Raw genomic sequence first — 14,888 nt, forward strand, 5'->3', positions numbered from 1 at the left:
ATGGAACTCGTTTATATTAGTGCTCTAATTGTTGCTGTTTCAATTGCTGTATTGATTATCTACATCATTAAAACATTAAAAACAGCTACCGGAGCGATGAATGATGTTGCGGAAACCCTAAAACGTTTTGAAGAACAAATTCAAGGTATTACTAATGAATCCGAACAGGTCATGCACAGAACGAATAACATAGTGGAGGACATCCAACACAAGACCGAATCATTGAACGGTTTATTTGCGTCCCTTCAAGATGTGGGGAATTCCCTTCAATCTGTCAGCCGCTCTTTTCGAGAAATGTCTGAAACGGCAGCCCGCCAATCAAGACAGCAATCTGAACAAGTTGCCCAAGTAATGCAGTGGGGAAACGCAGCCATTGATTTATATGGAAAATGGCAGAAGAGAAAGACAGAAACGGAAAGACCTAAAGAAGTAAAGTCTTATACTGGAGGGTGATCGCATGTCAGAAATGAATACGAAAGATTTCTTTATTGGCTCATTAATTGGAGGCATAGTTGGTGCGTCTGCTGCACTGTTGCTTGCCCCTAAATCTGGAAGAGAACTCCGCAGTGATATTACAGAGGGAGCACAGACAGCTCGTGAACGAACAAGTGAATTTACTTCTGATGCTTATGAGAAAGGTTCTGAGTGGGCCTCCTTTGCAAAAGAAAAATCTTCGTCACTGGCTAAGAATGTTTCAGAGCAGTCGAACAAATGGTATGGACGTGTGAAAGAAGTTGCAAAAAGACAGGACGATGATGAGAAAACGGCAGATGAACTGGCTGATGAATTGTCGAATGATTTAGGTGCAGCTGAAACTTCCGCTATGGCTGAGTCAGTAGAAAGTGATGTTAGACAGTTGCATGCTTCAACGGAAGAAGGAGCAACTCGCGAATAAAGCGTGTGTGACCTCTTTGTAATTTCAGATGAGACCGTCCGTATGTTTTTTTGCGGGCGGTTTATTTTTTGTCACCCAAAAAAGGCCTTTCATTATAGGGTTTTTTACTTTATCACTTAAAAGCGTTTAATTATTAAAGTGGAGAGGGTGACATTATGAATAACTTCGTATATAATAGTCCCTAATCATAAAAATAAGTTTTCTTGTTTTTAAGAGAAAGATATGGGAATCGTACGAGAGGAGTGGAGAATATTGAGTAATGAACAGCTTGAAGCATTACGGGAACAACTAGACAGGGTTAATTTACAATTATTAGAGTTGGTTAATGAGCGAGGCAGGATAGCTCAGGAAATCGGCCAAGTGAAAAGCAAGGCCGGACAAAAACGATTTGATCCAGTCCGTGAAAGAAAGATGCTTGATATGATAGCTGAAAACAATAATGGCCCGTTTTCTACGTCTACTTTACAGCATCTATTTAAACAAATTTTTCAGCTGAGCTTAGAGCTTCAAGAAGATGACAATCGTAAAGCGCTTCTTGTCTCAAGAAAGAAAAAGGCGGAAGATACGATAGTAGACTTAAAAGGTGAAACCGTAGGAGACGGCACGCAACGTATGATTATCGGGCCTTGCTCGGTGGAAAGCTACGATCAAGTTTACGAAGTAGCGTCGGCAATGAAAGAACAAGGTATGCGCCTGCTGCGCGGTGGTGCCTTTAAACCCCGGACCTCGCCTTATGACTTCCAAGGACTCGGCGTGGAAGGCTTAGAAATTTTGCGTCGTGTAGCGGATGAGCTGGATATGGTAGTCATTAGTGAAGTGATGAATCCGCAGGATATTGAAATGGCCACTGAGTATATTGATGTCATTCAAATAGGTGCACGTAATATGCAGAACTTCGATTTGTTAAAAGAGTCTGGGGCTTCGGATAAGCCTGTACTCTTGAAACGAGGCCTGTCAGCAACAATTGATGAATTCATTAAGGCAGCAGAGTACATTATTGCAAAAGGCAATGAGAATATTATGCTCTGTGAGCGTGGCATTCGAACGTATGAAAAAGCAACTCGGAACACTCTTGATATTTCTGCAGTCCCTATTTTAAAGCAGGAAACACACCTTCCAGTTCTTGTAGATGTAACGCACTCTACCGGCCGCCGGGATTTGCTGCTTCCGGCAGCTAAAGCAGCGCTTGCTATTGGCGCTGATGCTATAATGGCAGAGGTGCATCCAGACCCGGCAGTCGCCTTGTCTGATTCAGCACAGCAAATGAATATACCACAGTTTAATGAGTTTGTTGAATCTCTTCGTGAAGCTGGATTGTATAAACGATAAGAGAACCGTAAAACGCCTTTCTTATTCAAAGAAGGCGTTTTTCTTGTGAAAATCTATGCAAAAACTTACGATCACGCCGATATAACTAAGGAAGGGAATTGCGGAACCTCCTCCAGTTATAATATGATAGCTCTATACGTATGAAAACAAATGAAAGGAAAAAAGAGGAGGCAATCCAGTGAGTGCAACTATATATGACGTAGCAAGAGAAGCAGGAGTATCAATGGCAACCGTTTCACGTGTAGTAAACGGCAATCCCAATGTAAAACCAACGACGAGAAAAAAGGTCCTGGAGGCTATAGAACAATTAGGATATCGTCCTAACGCAGTAGCAAGAGGACTGGCAAGTAAAAAGACAACGACAGTTGGGGTTATTATTCCAGACATTTCCCGTACCTTTTTTGCGGAGTTGGCGCGCGGGATTGAGGATATCGCAACGATGTATAAATACAACATTATCTTATCAAACTCTGACCAAAACAAGGATAAAGAGATCCATTTGATCAATACACTTTTGGAAAAACAAGTAGATGGTATCTTGTTTATGGGCAGTGAAGTTACAGACGAACATGTAAATCATTTTAAGCAATCACCTGTTCCGGTTGTACTAGCAGCGACTCTTGATAAAAATCAATCGCTTCCTTCCGTAAACATAGACTATCATCAAGGCGCATTCGATGCGGTGATGGAGTTTGTTAAAGCCGGCCATTCGCGGATTGGCATGGTATCTGGGTCGATAGAAGATCCATTAAATGGATACCAAAAGTTTAGCGGTTATAAAAAAGCATTGGAAGCGGGCGGACTGCCATTTGATGAAAAACTGGTTGCCTTGGGGGACTACACTTACAGTTCCGGCATTGAAGCAGTACAGGCATTAAGAAAACTGGACGCCCCACCGACTGCTATATTTACCGCTACAGATGAAATGGCACTGGGCGTCATTCACGGAATGCAGGACGAGGGTACCTTAGTACCGGATGATGTACAAGTTATTGGTTTTAACAATACACGGCTAGCAACGATGGTGCGGCCAAGACTGACTACCGTCGTGCAGCCGATGTATGACATAGGGGCCGTGTCGATGCGGCTGTTAACAAAATATATGAACAAAGAGGAAGTAGAGAATAAGATTGTGGTTCTCCCTCATCGCTTGGAATATCGGGATTCAACCAAATTTTAAAGCAACAGCTCATCTCTCTTTGTCAGTTTAGGGAAAATTTTTAGCAGAGGGAGTTAAGACTGCCTATGAAAAAATTAGATTTACTAACGCCTGTCGGAATCATCCTCGGTCTGGTGACTATGTTGTTTGCCGTGTTTATTAATGCGGATATGGGGTCGGTTATATTTTTCGTGCAGATCGCCTCATTTCTCATCGTCGTTGGAGGCTTGGCAGCTGCCTTATTAATAAATTTTTCCATTCAGGAAATAAAGCTGCTGCCACGGGTCACACGCGAAGCCTTTCATTATGAAGAACATAATCTTACTCAGTTAATTGATACGTTCGTAACCCTTGCAACAAAAGCGCGCAGAGAAGGCTTACTTGCTTTGGAAGCTGGTTTAGAAGAGGTAGATGATCCGTTTATTAAAAAGGGTGTCATGCTTGCTGTAGACGGGATTGAGCCTGATGTTATCAAAGACATTATGATGGCCGAAGTAGTAGCAATGGAAGAGCGGCACCAAAAAGGACGTTTGTTATATGAAAAAGCAGGAGAATATGCACCATCATGGGGAATGGTCGGTACGCTTATTGGTCTTGTGCTTATGCTGCAAGAGTTACAAGATCCGACTTCACTGGGGCCCAACATGGCATTAGCTCTCATTACAACGTTGTATGGTACAGTGCTTGCAAACTTAATTTTTCTGCCGATTGCCAGCAAATTAGAACAGAAAACCGAAAATGAAGTATTTGTTAAGCAAATAGTGGTAGAAGGTGTAATTGGTGTTCAGTCAGGACAAAACCCAAAGATCTTGGAAGAAAAACTGAGTGCATTTGCCAAGAAAAACAAAAAAGAAGAAATGATAAAGGAAACGGAGGAATTAGTAAATGAGGCGCAATAAACAAAAGCCTCAAAAAAATTCCCAAAAGTGGATGGTCACTTTTTCCGATATGATTTTATTAATTTTGGTATTCTTTGTGATGTTGTTTTCTATGTCTGCTATAGACGCCAAAAAGTTTCAAGCACTTGCTGATTCTTTTCAAAACAGGGATATGTTTAACAGCCTCCCTTCTATTATTGAATTTGAAAACCCTGCTAATAATGTCGGCTCTGAGGAAAAGGACGGGTCGCTCAACGAGTTAAACGAAGTGGATGAAGGACAGCTGAAACAAGAGGAATTGGATGATTTACTGCAAGAAGTTGAGGAATACTTAGCAGAAAATAATCTTAACGAAAATATTTCAGCGACAAGAGATGAGCGCGGAGTAGTCCTCGTCTTGCAGGAACAAATATTGTTCGAGACAGGAGAAGCGGATATTTTACAAGATGCTGAGCCCTTTTTAAATAAAGTGGGGGCGCTGCTAAAGACACTCTCTAATGTGGTGAAAGTAGAAGGACACACGGATGACCGGCCGATCTCAACATTCCGTTATCCCTCTAATTGGGAGCTTTCCGGAGCCAGAGCTGGAAGTGTCATTCGTTATCTGACGGAAGAATACGATTTAGATCCAAAGAGATTTATTGCCACAGGGTATGGGGAAACTAGGCCTGTCGCTCCGAACGACACGGAAGACAACTTAGGAAAAAACCGGCGTGTTGTAATCGTGATCTCCAGTCCGGAATTTGAGGAAGAATTAACAGACGCTGCTGGTGATCTATAAGCGAAAGGGCAACTAATTCATAAGGGCTGTTCCAAAAAGGTTGGTTTAAAACCTTTTTGGAACAGCCTTTTAAGGTTTGAAGGAAATCTTCTACCCTTGCTCTAATCTAATATGATACAACGCTTTTTCGAGGGTTCTGAGATTTTTCTCTTGAATTTCGGCACGACGTGGAACTGGAGGAACCGCGGGGTCGGTCCAATCTACAGGAAGGTCAGTGTCTGGCACGTCTTCCCATTTTTCTATCCAAGCTTTGGGGATCGGCTTCTTTAGTATATGTGTTTGATTCGTCATTGCTAGCCAAACCAGCCCCCATGCTCTAGGGACAACTCTCCACATATCATAACCACCTCCGCCAACAGCAATCCACTTTCCATTGCAGTACTTATGAGCAAGCTCATGAGCAATCTGAGGAATTTTCATGTAAGTCTGAATAGATACCGCCAGATGGGTTAACGGATCATAATAATGAGCATCGGCCCCATTTTGGGTAAAGATAACATCTGGCTTATAGAATTCGACTAATTCCTTGAAAGCTGTTTCGTAACATTCCAGAAAAGAATCATCCTCCGTGAAGGCGTCAACTGGAATGTTTATAGAAAGTCCATATCCTTTTCCAGCACCTTTTTCATGTACACTTCCAGTACCAGGAAAAAGGTACCGGCCTGTTTCATGAATAGAAAAAGTACAAACACTCGGCTCATCATAGAATGACCATTGAACCCCGTCGCCGTGGTGAGCGTCTGTATCTACATACAATACTCTGACTCCATACTTCCTGCGCATATATTCAATCGCTATCGAGCTGTCATTATAGACACAAAACCCCGAAGCTTTTCCACGAAAACCATGATGAAGCCCACCACCAAGATTAAGTGCATGTTCGCTTTTTCCTTCCATCACCATATCAACCGCTGTGAGTGTCCCGCCTACGAGCGATGCAGCTGCTTCGTGCATATGCGGGAAAGTAGGAGTGTCCTCCGTTCCAATCCCGTAGCTGTGGGCAATCGCTTCATCTAATTTATTTTCCCCAGCTGCTTTCACTGCGTTAATATAGTTTCTGTCATGAATTAGCCCAATCTCTTCATCCGTCGCAACTCGTGGCGGTGACACGGAGGATAGAGGGAGAGCTCCAGCCATCCGTAAAAGGTCATACGTTAAATGAAGTCGCAAATGATTAAAAGGATGGTCGTCATTGAACTTATAGTTAAGTTGTTTTTCCGAGTACACAAAAATAGCATCTTGTCTCATTGTTGTAACCCTGGGAAGCGGGGTCCCTGCACTTCGTAGCCTTTCGATTGTATATGTTTAATGATGCTGCGCGGATCCATCGTGCGTACTCGGAATGTAAGAATATTCCAACCCTGATCACTGTGCGGATAGACTAGCAGGCTGGTTACGTTCACGTGATGCTCCTTAAAGATAGTGGAGATATCGGCTAATTGTCCAGGCTTGTTCGGGACTTTCACTTCAATATGTGAAGAAGGCTCATGTGCGCCTGTCAATTTAACAAGGGTGTGCAATACATCAGTTTCGGTAAGCAATCCCCTTAATTGATCGTCTTCTGTGACCACTGGAAGAGCGCTTATGTCGTTCTCCCCATACAGAACAGCTGCCTCCTCAATAAAATCCAATGGATGAGTTGTAATCACTGGGTATTTCATGATTCTTGAGACAGGGTGGAGAAGACTTTCATTATTGTCGTCTAAATAAAAAATAGAGGGGCTAGCATCACGAATATCCCGATCAGAGACAATACCGATTAACGTTTTGTCCTCCTTTATTACAGGGAGGTGGCGGATTTTATTTTGGTGGAGCAGTTCTAATGCTTCTTGTATCGTTTGTTCTTCTGTAATAGTTACTGGTTGCTTAATCATAATGTCTTCAACAAGCATACACAGCACTCCTTTTCAGTTAATAGAAAAAACGATTGGATAAGCGGACAGCATCAAATTGTACAATCGAATCGGGATCCACACGATTGCCGATACGTACCATCAGACAATTTGCAGGATGAGAAGATATTTCCGGATCATCGGTTGCCATCCACTCAAGGCCCCCGGCGTTCATCATTTTTTCCATCATTTTTCTGTAATCCCAAACGGACAATCCACTTCCTTTTAAGTCCCAGTGCCAATAATACTCTGTCGTTATGATAATATAATCTTCCATCGCATCATCAAGCATAGAAAATTCCAGTATTTTTTTGCCGATTTTCGCTCCTCTGTATTCTCGGGCAATCTCAATTGCCCCCAGTTCCAAAAGGTTGTCCATGTTTGCTTCTGACCATCGTTCCAGTGAATCAGGATACAGAAATGTTACATAACCGATGATTGTATTTCCATCAACGACCACATTGATTCGGCCTTCAGGAAGGTCGGCAATTCCTATTAATGCTTTTTTCTGTTCTTCGGGTGGCCGGAAGGCGACGAGTCCTTCGTGAAAATCATAATCGTGAATTTTTCTGCCGGAAATGGGGCCTTCTATGAAGAGGCTTCGACCATCAAATTCCAAACTTCTTGAATAATAAGTTTGTTTATGTTCCATGCAAGTACCACCTTTTGCTAGTTCTTACGTTCAGCTCATGTTCCCTATACAACATTCCCGAAAACAGCGAAGACAAATACAATACTCTCTTCTACTTTATCATAATGTGTTACCAATTTTGAGAAGCATATTCTTGATTGGAGTAAAATTCATAATTTTCATTAAAACTGAACGTTTGGTAATTTATTTATATTGTTGTTCGTTTTTATCAACTAAATAAACACTTCTGAAATTGATTCAATTGAAGAAAAATTCTCAGTATATTATAATGGCACTTAGAACAAAATTTACATAATAGAAAGGAAGGTCGTATATGAAGGTTGAATCACTTCCACCGCGTGATGGAGATTATAATCTAAAGAATTATGAGCAAACGGCTTCAAACTTTGATTGGAGCGAAGTGGAAAAGAAATTTACCTGGCATGACACAGGTAAAGTTAACATAGCGTATGAGACGATTGATCGCCATGCCGAGAACCCGAAAAAAAAGAATCAAGTAGCATTACATTATAAAGATGCAAATCGAACTGAAACATATACATTTGCTGAAATGAAAGACATGACGAATAAAGCAGCGAACGTTATCAAAGATGCCGGCATTCAAAAAGGGGATCGGGTTTTTATTTTTATGCCACGTAGTCCAGAGTTGTATTTTGCTCTGTTAGGAGCTGTAAAAGTGGGAGCCATTGTCGGTCCGCTTTTTGAAGCGTTTATGGAAGGCGCAGTTAAAAGCCGGCTTGAAGACAGTGAAGCAAAAGCAATCGTCACAACAACCGAATTATTGGGGCGTGTCCCAGTAGATGATCTGCCTCATCTGGACACGCTTTTTGTTGTCGGCAAGGACGTTAAAGAAGACGACAGCACGATTGATTTTAATGCACGTGTAGAAAAGGCGAGCTCCGACCTTGAGATAGAATGGGTTGATCGGGAAGATGGAATGATCCTGCATTATACGTCTGGCTCTACAGGGAAGCCTAAAGGTGTTTTGCATGTCCACAACGTAATGATCCAGCAATACCAATCCGCTAAATGGGTGCTGGATCTGAATGAGAACGATGTATTCTGGTGTACAGCTGATCCAGGGTGGGTGACAGGGACATCATACGGTATCTTTGGTCCGTGGCTGGTCGGAGCGACTAATGTCGTTCGCGGCGGACGTTTTAGTCCCCAAGACTGGTACAGCACATTGGAAGAGTATAAGGTGACCGTTTGGTACAGTGCCCCGACAGCATTCCGGATGTTAATGAGCGCAGGGGACGAGGTCGTAAAAAATTACGATTTATCTAATCTCCGTCACATTTTAAGTGTAGGTGAACCTCTAAACCCAGAGGTCATTCGTTGGGGAGAGAAAGTATTTGACCTGCGGATTCATGACACTTGGTGGATGACGGAAACAGGCGCGCTGATCGTGGCAAACTTCCCGGCGGTGACTATTAAAGCGGGCTCCATGGGGAAAGCACTGCCTGGGATTAAGGTAGCCATTGTAGATGATCAAGGAAACGAATTGCCGCCAAATCGAATGGGGAATTTGGCAATTGCTAAAGGCTGGCCTGCAATGATGAGAGCGATATGGAACAACAAAGAAAAGTATGACAGCTATTTTGAATTAGACGGCTGGTATGTTTCAGGTGATTCAGCGTATATGGATGAGGATGGCTATGTATGGTTCCAAGGACGTATTGATGATGTGATTATGACAGCTGGTGAACGTGTCGGCCCGTTCGAAGTGGAGAGCAAGTTGTTGGAACATCCTGCTGTAGCTGAAGCTGGGGTAATCGGAAAGCCAGACCCCGTCCGTGGCGAAATTATTAAAGCATTCGTTTCTCTTCTAGAAGGAAATGAGCCTTCAGATGAACTAAAAGAAGACATTCGCCAATTTGTAAAGAAGGGACTTGCAGGGCATGCAGCACCTCGGGAAATTGAATTTCGCGATAAGCTGCCTAAAACACGCAGCGGTAAGATTATGCGACGTGTCTTGAAAGCTTGGGAACTGGATTTACCAACAGGAGATCTCTCTACCATGGAGGATTAATAGAACATACAAAAAAGCTGTCCTAAGGGGCAGCTTTTTTTGCTCAAACAGATGGAGCCGGACAAAAGTATAGTAATCACAGAATAATCCGAACGATTGGATACAATCAGTTCGGATTATTAGGTTAAGTCAGTACTTGCTGACGTCGTTCCGTCAAAATACTTCGCTTTCCACGGGCACGGCCTCGGACCAACAGGATGTTAGTCACAAAGGGTTTGCCACAGGACGTACTTGCACACGACGTGCTGGCTTCTGCATTGCGAACAAGAACACTAAAGAGAATAACTTCTTTGCTATTTTTGCGCCGAGTAACCGCAGGCGCAGGACGTTCGCAATTTTAGCAGAAGAACCACTGCAAACGTGCACGCATTTAGCAGCAGCTCGCCTTTGTTCCTTCGTCTTGGTTGGATAATCTTCGGCTCGTGCTGTTCCCGCAGGGGTCTTCGTATTTTGACTACACTTAAACTCACAAACTTATTGTTCGACTTTTCAGTAACGGGTGGTAGATTTGTCTCAGCTCTTGGTGTAGAAGGTGGCACGCCCTTCTTGTTGATCTAACTGTCTTCTTTCTTTTTTTGATTTTTGCCGTTGTTGTTATTTTTATTACCATTGTTTCCATTACCGTTGTTTTCTTTACTAGAGCTGTTGCCGTTGTTTTCATTTGGTTTCTTATCGTTATTACTGCCTTCACTGTTGTTGCTATCCTTGTTAGGATTCTTATTCGAATTGTCGTTTTGGTTTCCGTCATCAGAAGGGGACGAAGAGTTATCGGTATTGTTGTTATCCTGCTCAGAACCTCCACTATTGTCGTTGTTCTGTTCCTCTGGTTCAGGATCTTCTTCTACAGCAGGTTCCTGAGGCTCAGGATTTTCGACGAGAGCAGCTCCGGAACTAGTCGATTCTCTGCCCATAGAATCAACCGCAGTAACAAAATAACTGCCGCTAGGTATTGAAACAGAGGTGGACGTATTTCCGGCGACCGAACGCAATCTCGTTCCATCAACCCGATAAACCCGATAACCAACAATATCATTATCAGGATGTTTTGCCCATGATAATATCCCGTTGTAATAAGAGACCCCCGTAACTTGTGAAGGAACACGGCCATTATTAGGAGCGCTCCGGTCTGGAACAACGTTTCTCCAATGATCAGGTAAGTATTCACTTACTGCCCCTACGCTAAAATACTTTTCTTTAATGGCAACCCCCGTATGAACAAACTCAGCAGGGGTGGAGCTGTAAGCTTTGTACTGAGCTCCATTAATAGTTACAAAAGGTGAAGGGGTTAAACTGTCATCCACTTGGGAAGGTATATATTTGGCATTAAAGTAATCGGTTGTTGTAAGACCAGCTTCTGCACATAATGAGCTGGGCAGTTTTCCAGATATACCACAAATGGTCTGACGGACAATTCCTTCCGGTTGTTTAAATTGGTCTTCAATGCCGAAAACTTCAGCATTTGATTGATAGGCCGCATTCATCATCTCGGCCCAAATTTGCTGTGTTCGTGCCCCGTAACTTAACCCTTTATAATAATTAGCAACTGTTTGCGGGGTGTCATACCCAATCCAAATTCCAAACGTCACATTTGGATTGAACCCAATAAACCAAGAGTCATGCGTGTCATTGGTAGTACCGGTTTTACCGGCCCAGTCTCCTCCAAACTGCATCCTTCCCGGAAGCGCGCCTGCTGTTCCTCCAGGTTTTAACACATCACGTAAAACGTCTGTCATAAGAAAGGCAGTCTGAGTCGAGAAAACTTGATTTGGATCCGTTTTATGCTCGTAAACAACTTTTCCATCTTTTGTTTCTATTTTATCAATCATATAAGATCTATTGTACTGACCGTGGTTTCCAAACACGGTAAAGGCATTGGTATTTTGCTCGACAGTAGTCCCGTACTTTAAACCGCCAATGGCACCCGATTCAAATGGTTCATTAGGGTCTAGCCTTGTAAAACCCATTTTTTCAAGAGCCTGCCTGGAGACGTCGTGATCAACACGCTGGAATGTTCGAACGGCAGGCACGTTTCTAGATTCTTTTAGTGCTTGCCGCACACTGACAAACCCCTTGTACACACCGCCATAATTCGTAAAAGGTGTGCCATCACTATAAGTACTGGGGACATCAGGAAGAACGGTGCCGGGCTGAACAATACCTTCATCCATAGCAGGACCGTAGGCGAGTAAAGGTTTCATCGTAGAGCCATTTTGCCGATAAGCCTGCGTAGCGTGATTTAAATTCTGGACATCAAAATCTCTCCCGCCGACAAAGCTTAAAATGGCTCCACTGCTATTTTCGATCATAATGGCTCCTGTTTCCTCTTGTTCGGTTCCATTATCACCTTGGCGGTCAGGGCCAAACCACTGTGAACTCTTTACGGACTCCTGCATGGCATCATAGATTTCTTTTTTGACTGTGAGATGGACATTATATCCTCCCAGTGCTAATTTGTTGCGTGCCCGTGCATCATATTCTTCAATTGTTTGCTGCTGCTCTTCCTTTTTTAACTCATTTAATTTAATGCCATCTTCTTTCATAAGATCTTCTCTAATAATGCGAGCAGCACGACGTTGGGTTTCGAATGTAAGAAAAGGGTATTTTTCTACAACACTGCCTGATGGCTCTGCGAGATGTTCTTTTATGTCGTATGCAGCGGCTTCTTCGTACTCCTCTTTCGTAATATAATTGTTTTCAAGCATATTACGAAGGATATAATCTTTTCGGTTAAGAGCTGCATCAAAATTTTCTTTCACGTCTCCATTATTGGCAAACGGGGTGTAGGTAAAAGGATTTTTTGGAAGGCCTGCAATAAAGGCAGCCTGGGCGATATTTAAGTCTGAAGCGTTTACGCCAAAAATTCCTTCTGCCGCTGATTGTGCACCGGCTATATTACGACCGTCTGAATTACGCCCAAACGGAACAATATTCAAATAAGCTTCCAGAATTTCATCTTTTTCAAGAAATTGTTCCATTCGAAGTGCCAGGGCAATTTCTTTTGCTTTTCGTTCAAAGGAGACCTCATTCGTTAAAATCTGGTTCTTGATCACTTGCTGGGTTAAGGTGCTTCCGCCTGTCTGAGTAGCTGCATCTGTGACTTCCTGGTATGTAGCACGCATAAGCGCTTTCGGTACGATGCCTTTATGTTCAAAGAAATATTCGTCCTCTGTAGAGATCACCGCGTTAATAAGGTGTTCGGAAATGTCCTCCAATGGAAGTTCTTCTCGTTCCAGATCAGCAGGAATCTTGCCTAAATATTTTTTGTCAGCAAAATAAATATCGCTAATTTCCTCATAGTTATAAATATGCTCTTCAAACTCTTCTTTACTATAAGCCTCCTGATCTTCTACGAGGGACATAAAATATCCAGCCCCTGCCCCTCCAGCAAAAAATATTCCCATCAAGAGGGCCACAGAACCAATAAGTAAAAGGTTCCAGATTACTTGGGATGTTATGCGTATATTTTTGAAAACCGATTTTTCTCCCCATTTTTCAACTTTGCGATTCAGTTTATTAAAAAAGTCTTTCATACCATTATTCCCCCTACATGTCACCGATATTATAGCATAACGAACGATGGCTTGTTGACAGGTTTCTAGAGAATATGATAAAAGATATATAAGATTGCAATAACATAACTTAGAGCGTTGAAGGATTGAAGTAGCTTTTTTCTCCCTGTTTTAGAGAGCCGGCGGTGCTGCAAGCCGGTACATAGAAAAAAAGTGAATTACGATCTGGAGCTTCTTCCTGGGTTAAGGTATAGAAGAATACCTTGATAATGGGAAGACGGGGGATCCCGTTATCCGTAAGCGAGATGGAAAGTAATAGCTTTCAATAAGGGTGGTACCGCGGTATATATATCGTCCCTTCACGTTACGTGAAGGGGCGTTTTTATTAGGTTGTTTATAGCAAGAACTGTATGTAAACAAAAGAAGGAGTGTCTTAACATGGGAATTATTCAGGAACTTGAATCGCGAGGTTTAATTAATCAGGTTACAGATAGAGATGGATTGGAATCTTTGTTAGATGAAAAGCAAGTAACCTTGTACTGTGGCTTTGATCCGACAGGAGACAGCTTGCATATCGGCCATCTACTTACCATTATTACATTAAGAAGGTTTCAACTCGCTGGTCATAAACCACTTGCTCTTGTGGGCGGTGCTACCGGACTGATTGGAGACCCGAGCGGCAAAAAAGCAGAACGGACGTTAAACGAAGAAGAAGTTGTGCATATGTACAGGGACCGTATAAAAGGCCAACTGCAAAAATACTTAGATTTTGAAGGGGACAAGAAAGCGGAAGTTGTCAACAACTATGATTGGATTGGCAATATGAGTGTCATCTCCTTTTTACGTGATGTAGGGAAGCATTTTGGCCTGAACTATATGTTGTCAAAAGAAGCTGTTTCATCACGCATCGATTCCGGTATTTCTTTTACGGAGTTCAGTTATCAAATTTTGCAGTCATTTGACTTTCACCATCTGTACGAGGAGAAAGGCTGTCAGCTTCAAATTGGCGGGAGTGACCAGTGGGGTAATATTACTGGAGGTCTGGAGCTTATTCGCCGAATGAGTGGCGGGGTAGAGGGAGAGCCGCCGCGTGCTTTTGGGTTCACCATCCCACTCGTGACAAAAGCGGACGGTACAAAGTTCGGGAAAACAGAAGGCGGGGCTATTTGGCTTGACCCTGACAAGACGTCGCCTTACGAATTTTATCAATTCCTTTTAAACACCGACGATCGCGACGTCATTAAATTTATAAAATACTTTACATTCCTGGATGAAGAAGAAATCCAGTCACTGGAAAAAGAAGTGGAGACTCAACCGGAGGAACGTGTAGCGCAGCGGCGCCTCGCTGAGGAATTGACCGCCTTTGTTCACGGAAATGATGCTTTAAAACAAGCTCAAAATATTACAGACGCATTATTTGGCGGTGGTGATTTAAAAGAACTTACTGCAGAGGAAGTGAAGCAAGGTTTTAAAGACGTACCGACTCATGTCGTTAATGAAGACGCGAAACCGCTAGTCGATGTACTAGTCGATGCCGGTATTGCCTCCTCCAAACGCCAAGCCCGGGAAGATATTCGTAATGGAGCTATTTATATAAACGGAGAACGTTGTCAAACGCTTGAAAAAACAATGGGAAATGAGGATAAGATTGATAATGCCTTTACGATTATTCGCCGAGGCAAGAAGAAATATTTTCTCATCCAGTACTAGGGAGTATTGAACAGTTTGCCCATTCGAATAAAAAAAAAGAAGAACCGGCCC

12 protein-coding genes and 1 other annotated feature are annotated in these 14,888 nt (G+C 42.7%); of the genes, 8 read left to right on the plus strand and 4 right to left on the minus strand.

The window, feature by feature from the left end; translation table 11 throughout:
* From LOR49_RS02790 to motS, 6 genes are all read left to right on the plus strand, one after another.
* Complete coding sequence (locus tag LOR49_RS02790) at nucleotides 1-453, plus strand: DUF948 domain-containing protein (protein WP_240374583.1); 453 nt, start codon at nucleotides 1-3, stop codon at nucleotides 451-453.
* Between the two features lie 4 nt (nucleotides 454-457).
* Entirely contained in the window at nucleotides 458-895 is a 438-nt protein-coding gene (locus LOR49_RS02795) for a YtxH domain-containing protein (RefSeq protein WP_240374584.1), read from the plus strand.
* Nucleotides 896-1,147: 252 nt separating this feature from the next.
* On the plus strand, nucleotides 1,148-2,224 hold the full coding sequence (locus LOR49_RS02800; RefSeq protein ID WP_240374586.1) for a bifunctional 3-deoxy-7-phosphoheptulonate synthase/chorismate mutase: 1,077 nt from the start codon (nucleotides 1,148-1,150) through the stop codon (nucleotides 2,222-2,224).
* A gap of 178 nt (nucleotides 2,225-2,402) precedes the next feature.
* Nucleotides 2,403-3,404, plus strand: a complete 1,002-nt coding sequence (gene ccpA / locus LOR49_RS02805; protein ID WP_240374587.1) for a catabolite control protein A — start codon at nucleotides 2,403-2,405, stop codon at nucleotides 3,402-3,404.
* Nucleotides 3,405-3,469: 65 nt separating this feature from the next.
* The gene (gene motP / locus LOR49_RS02810; protein ID WP_240374588.1) at nucleotides 3,470-4,282 is read left to right on the plus strand and encodes a flagellar motor protein MotP; all 813 of its coding nucleotides are present in this window, start codon (nucleotides 3,470-3,472) and stop codon (nucleotides 4,280-4,282) included.
* Nucleotides 4,269-5,042 carry a flagellar motor protein MotS gene (motS, locus tag LOR49_RS02815; protein ID WP_240374589.1) on the plus strand — a complete coding sequence of 258 codons (774 nt, stop codon included), beginning with the start codon at nucleotides 4,269-4,271 and terminating at the stop codon, nucleotides 5,040-5,042. Before motP ends, motS begins: the two co-directional genes overlap by 14 nt.
* 90 nt (nucleotides 5,043-5,132) lie before the next feature.
* Here the strand turns inward: motS and LOR49_RS02820 are convergent, their stop codons facing one another.
* From LOR49_RS02820 to LOR49_RS02830, 3 genes are read right to left on the minus strand one after another with little or no spacing between them, the layout of a single operon-like run.
* On the minus strand, nucleotides 5,133-6,290 hold the full coding sequence (locus tag LOR49_RS02820) for an acetoin utilization protein AcuC (RefSeq protein WP_240374590.1): 1,158 nt from the start codon (nucleotides 6,288-6,290) through the stop codon (nucleotides 5,133-5,135).
* Nucleotides 6,287-6,934, minus strand: a complete 648-nt coding sequence (locus LOR49_RS02825; RefSeq protein WP_240374591.1) for an acetoin utilization AcuB family protein — start codon at nucleotides 6,932-6,934, stop codon at nucleotides 6,287-6,289. The genes LOR49_RS02820 and LOR49_RS02825 overlap by 4 nt, the downstream gene beginning before the upstream one ends.
* Before the next feature lie 19 nt (nucleotides 6,935-6,953).
* Nucleotides 6,954-7,586 carry a GNAT family N-acetyltransferase gene (locus LOR49_RS02830; protein WP_240374592.1) on the minus strand — a complete coding sequence of 211 codons (633 nt, stop codon included), beginning with the start codon at nucleotides 7,584-7,586 and terminating at the stop codon, nucleotides 6,954-6,956.
* Nucleotides 7,587-7,899: 313 nt separating this feature from the next.
* On the opposite strand from LOR49_RS02830, the gene acsA reads away from it, so the two are divergent.
* Nucleotides 7,900-9,618, plus strand: coding sequence for an acetate--CoA ligase (gene acsA, locus LOR49_RS02835; RefSeq protein ID WP_240374593.1), 1,719 nt, complete (start codon nucleotides 7,900-7,902; stop codon nucleotides 9,616-9,618).
* A 554-nt stretch (nucleotides 9,619-10,172) separates the two neighbouring features.
* On the opposite strand, the gene LOR49_RS02840 is transcribed toward acsA, so the two are convergent.
* Nucleotides 10,173-13,148 (minus strand): transglycosylase domain-containing protein, encoded by a 2,976-nt coding sequence (locus tag LOR49_RS02840; RefSeq protein ID WP_240374595.1) that lies wholly within the window; start codon nucleotides 13,146-13,148, stop codon nucleotides 10,173-10,175.
* 108 nt (nucleotides 13,149-13,256) lie between these two features.
* Nucleotides 13,257-13,489, plus strand: a binding site (T-box leader).
* Nucleotides 13,490-13,565: 76 nt separating this feature from the next.
* On the opposite strand from LOR49_RS02840, the gene tyrS reads away from it, so the two are divergent.
* On the plus strand, nucleotides 13,566-14,837 hold the full coding sequence (gene tyrS, locus LOR49_RS02845; protein ID WP_240374596.1) for a tyrosine--tRNA ligase: 1,272 nt from the start codon (nucleotides 13,566-13,568) through the stop codon (nucleotides 14,835-14,837).
* Nucleotides 14,838-14,888: the final 51 nt, after the last annotated feature.

The organism is Bacillus piscicola, from assembly GCF_022458745.1.
GTDB classification, from domain to species: Bacteria; Bacillota; Bacilli; order Bacillales; family Marinococcaceae; genus Alteribacillus_A; species Alteribacillus_A piscicola.

Bases quoted from the DNA above. Each gene is read 5' to 3' on its own strand.
- LOR49_RS02790 (WP_240374583.1), top strand. From the start codon at position 1: ATGGAACTCGTTTATATTAGTGCTCTAATTGTTGCTGTTTCAATTGCT.
- LOR49_RS02795 (WP_240374584.1), top strand. From the start codon at position 458: ATGTCAGAAATGAATACGAAAGATTTCTTTATTGGCTCATTAATTGGA.
- motP (WP_240374588.1), top strand. From the start codon at position 3,470: ATGAAAAAATTAGATTTACTAACGCCTGTCGGAATCATCCTCGGTCTG.
- motS (WP_240374589.1), top strand. From the start codon at position 4,269: ATGAGGCGCAATAAACAAAAGCCTCAAAAAAATTCCCAAAAGTGGATG.
- LOR49_RS02820 (WP_240374590.1), bottom strand. From the start codon at position 6,290: ATGAGACAAGATGCTATTTTTGTGTACTCGGAAAAACAACTTAACTAT.
- LOR49_RS02825 (WP_240374591.1), bottom strand. From the start codon at position 6,934: ATGCTTGTTGAAGACATTATGATTAAGCAACCAGTAACTATTACAGAA.
- LOR49_RS02830 (WP_240374592.1), bottom strand. From the start codon at position 7,586: ATGGAACATAAACAAACTTATTATTCAAGAAGTTTGGAATTTGATGGT.
- acsA (WP_240374593.1), top strand. From the start codon at position 7,900: ATGAAGGTTGAATCACTTCCACCGCGTGATGGAGATTATAATCTAAAG.
- LOR49_RS02840 (WP_240374595.1), bottom strand. From the start codon at position 13,148: ATGAAAGACTTTTTTAATAAACTGAATCGCAAAGTTGAAAAATGGGGA.
- tyrS (WP_240374596.1), top strand. From the start codon at position 13,566: ATGGGAATTATTCAGGAACTTGAATCGCGAGGTTTAATTAATCAGGTT.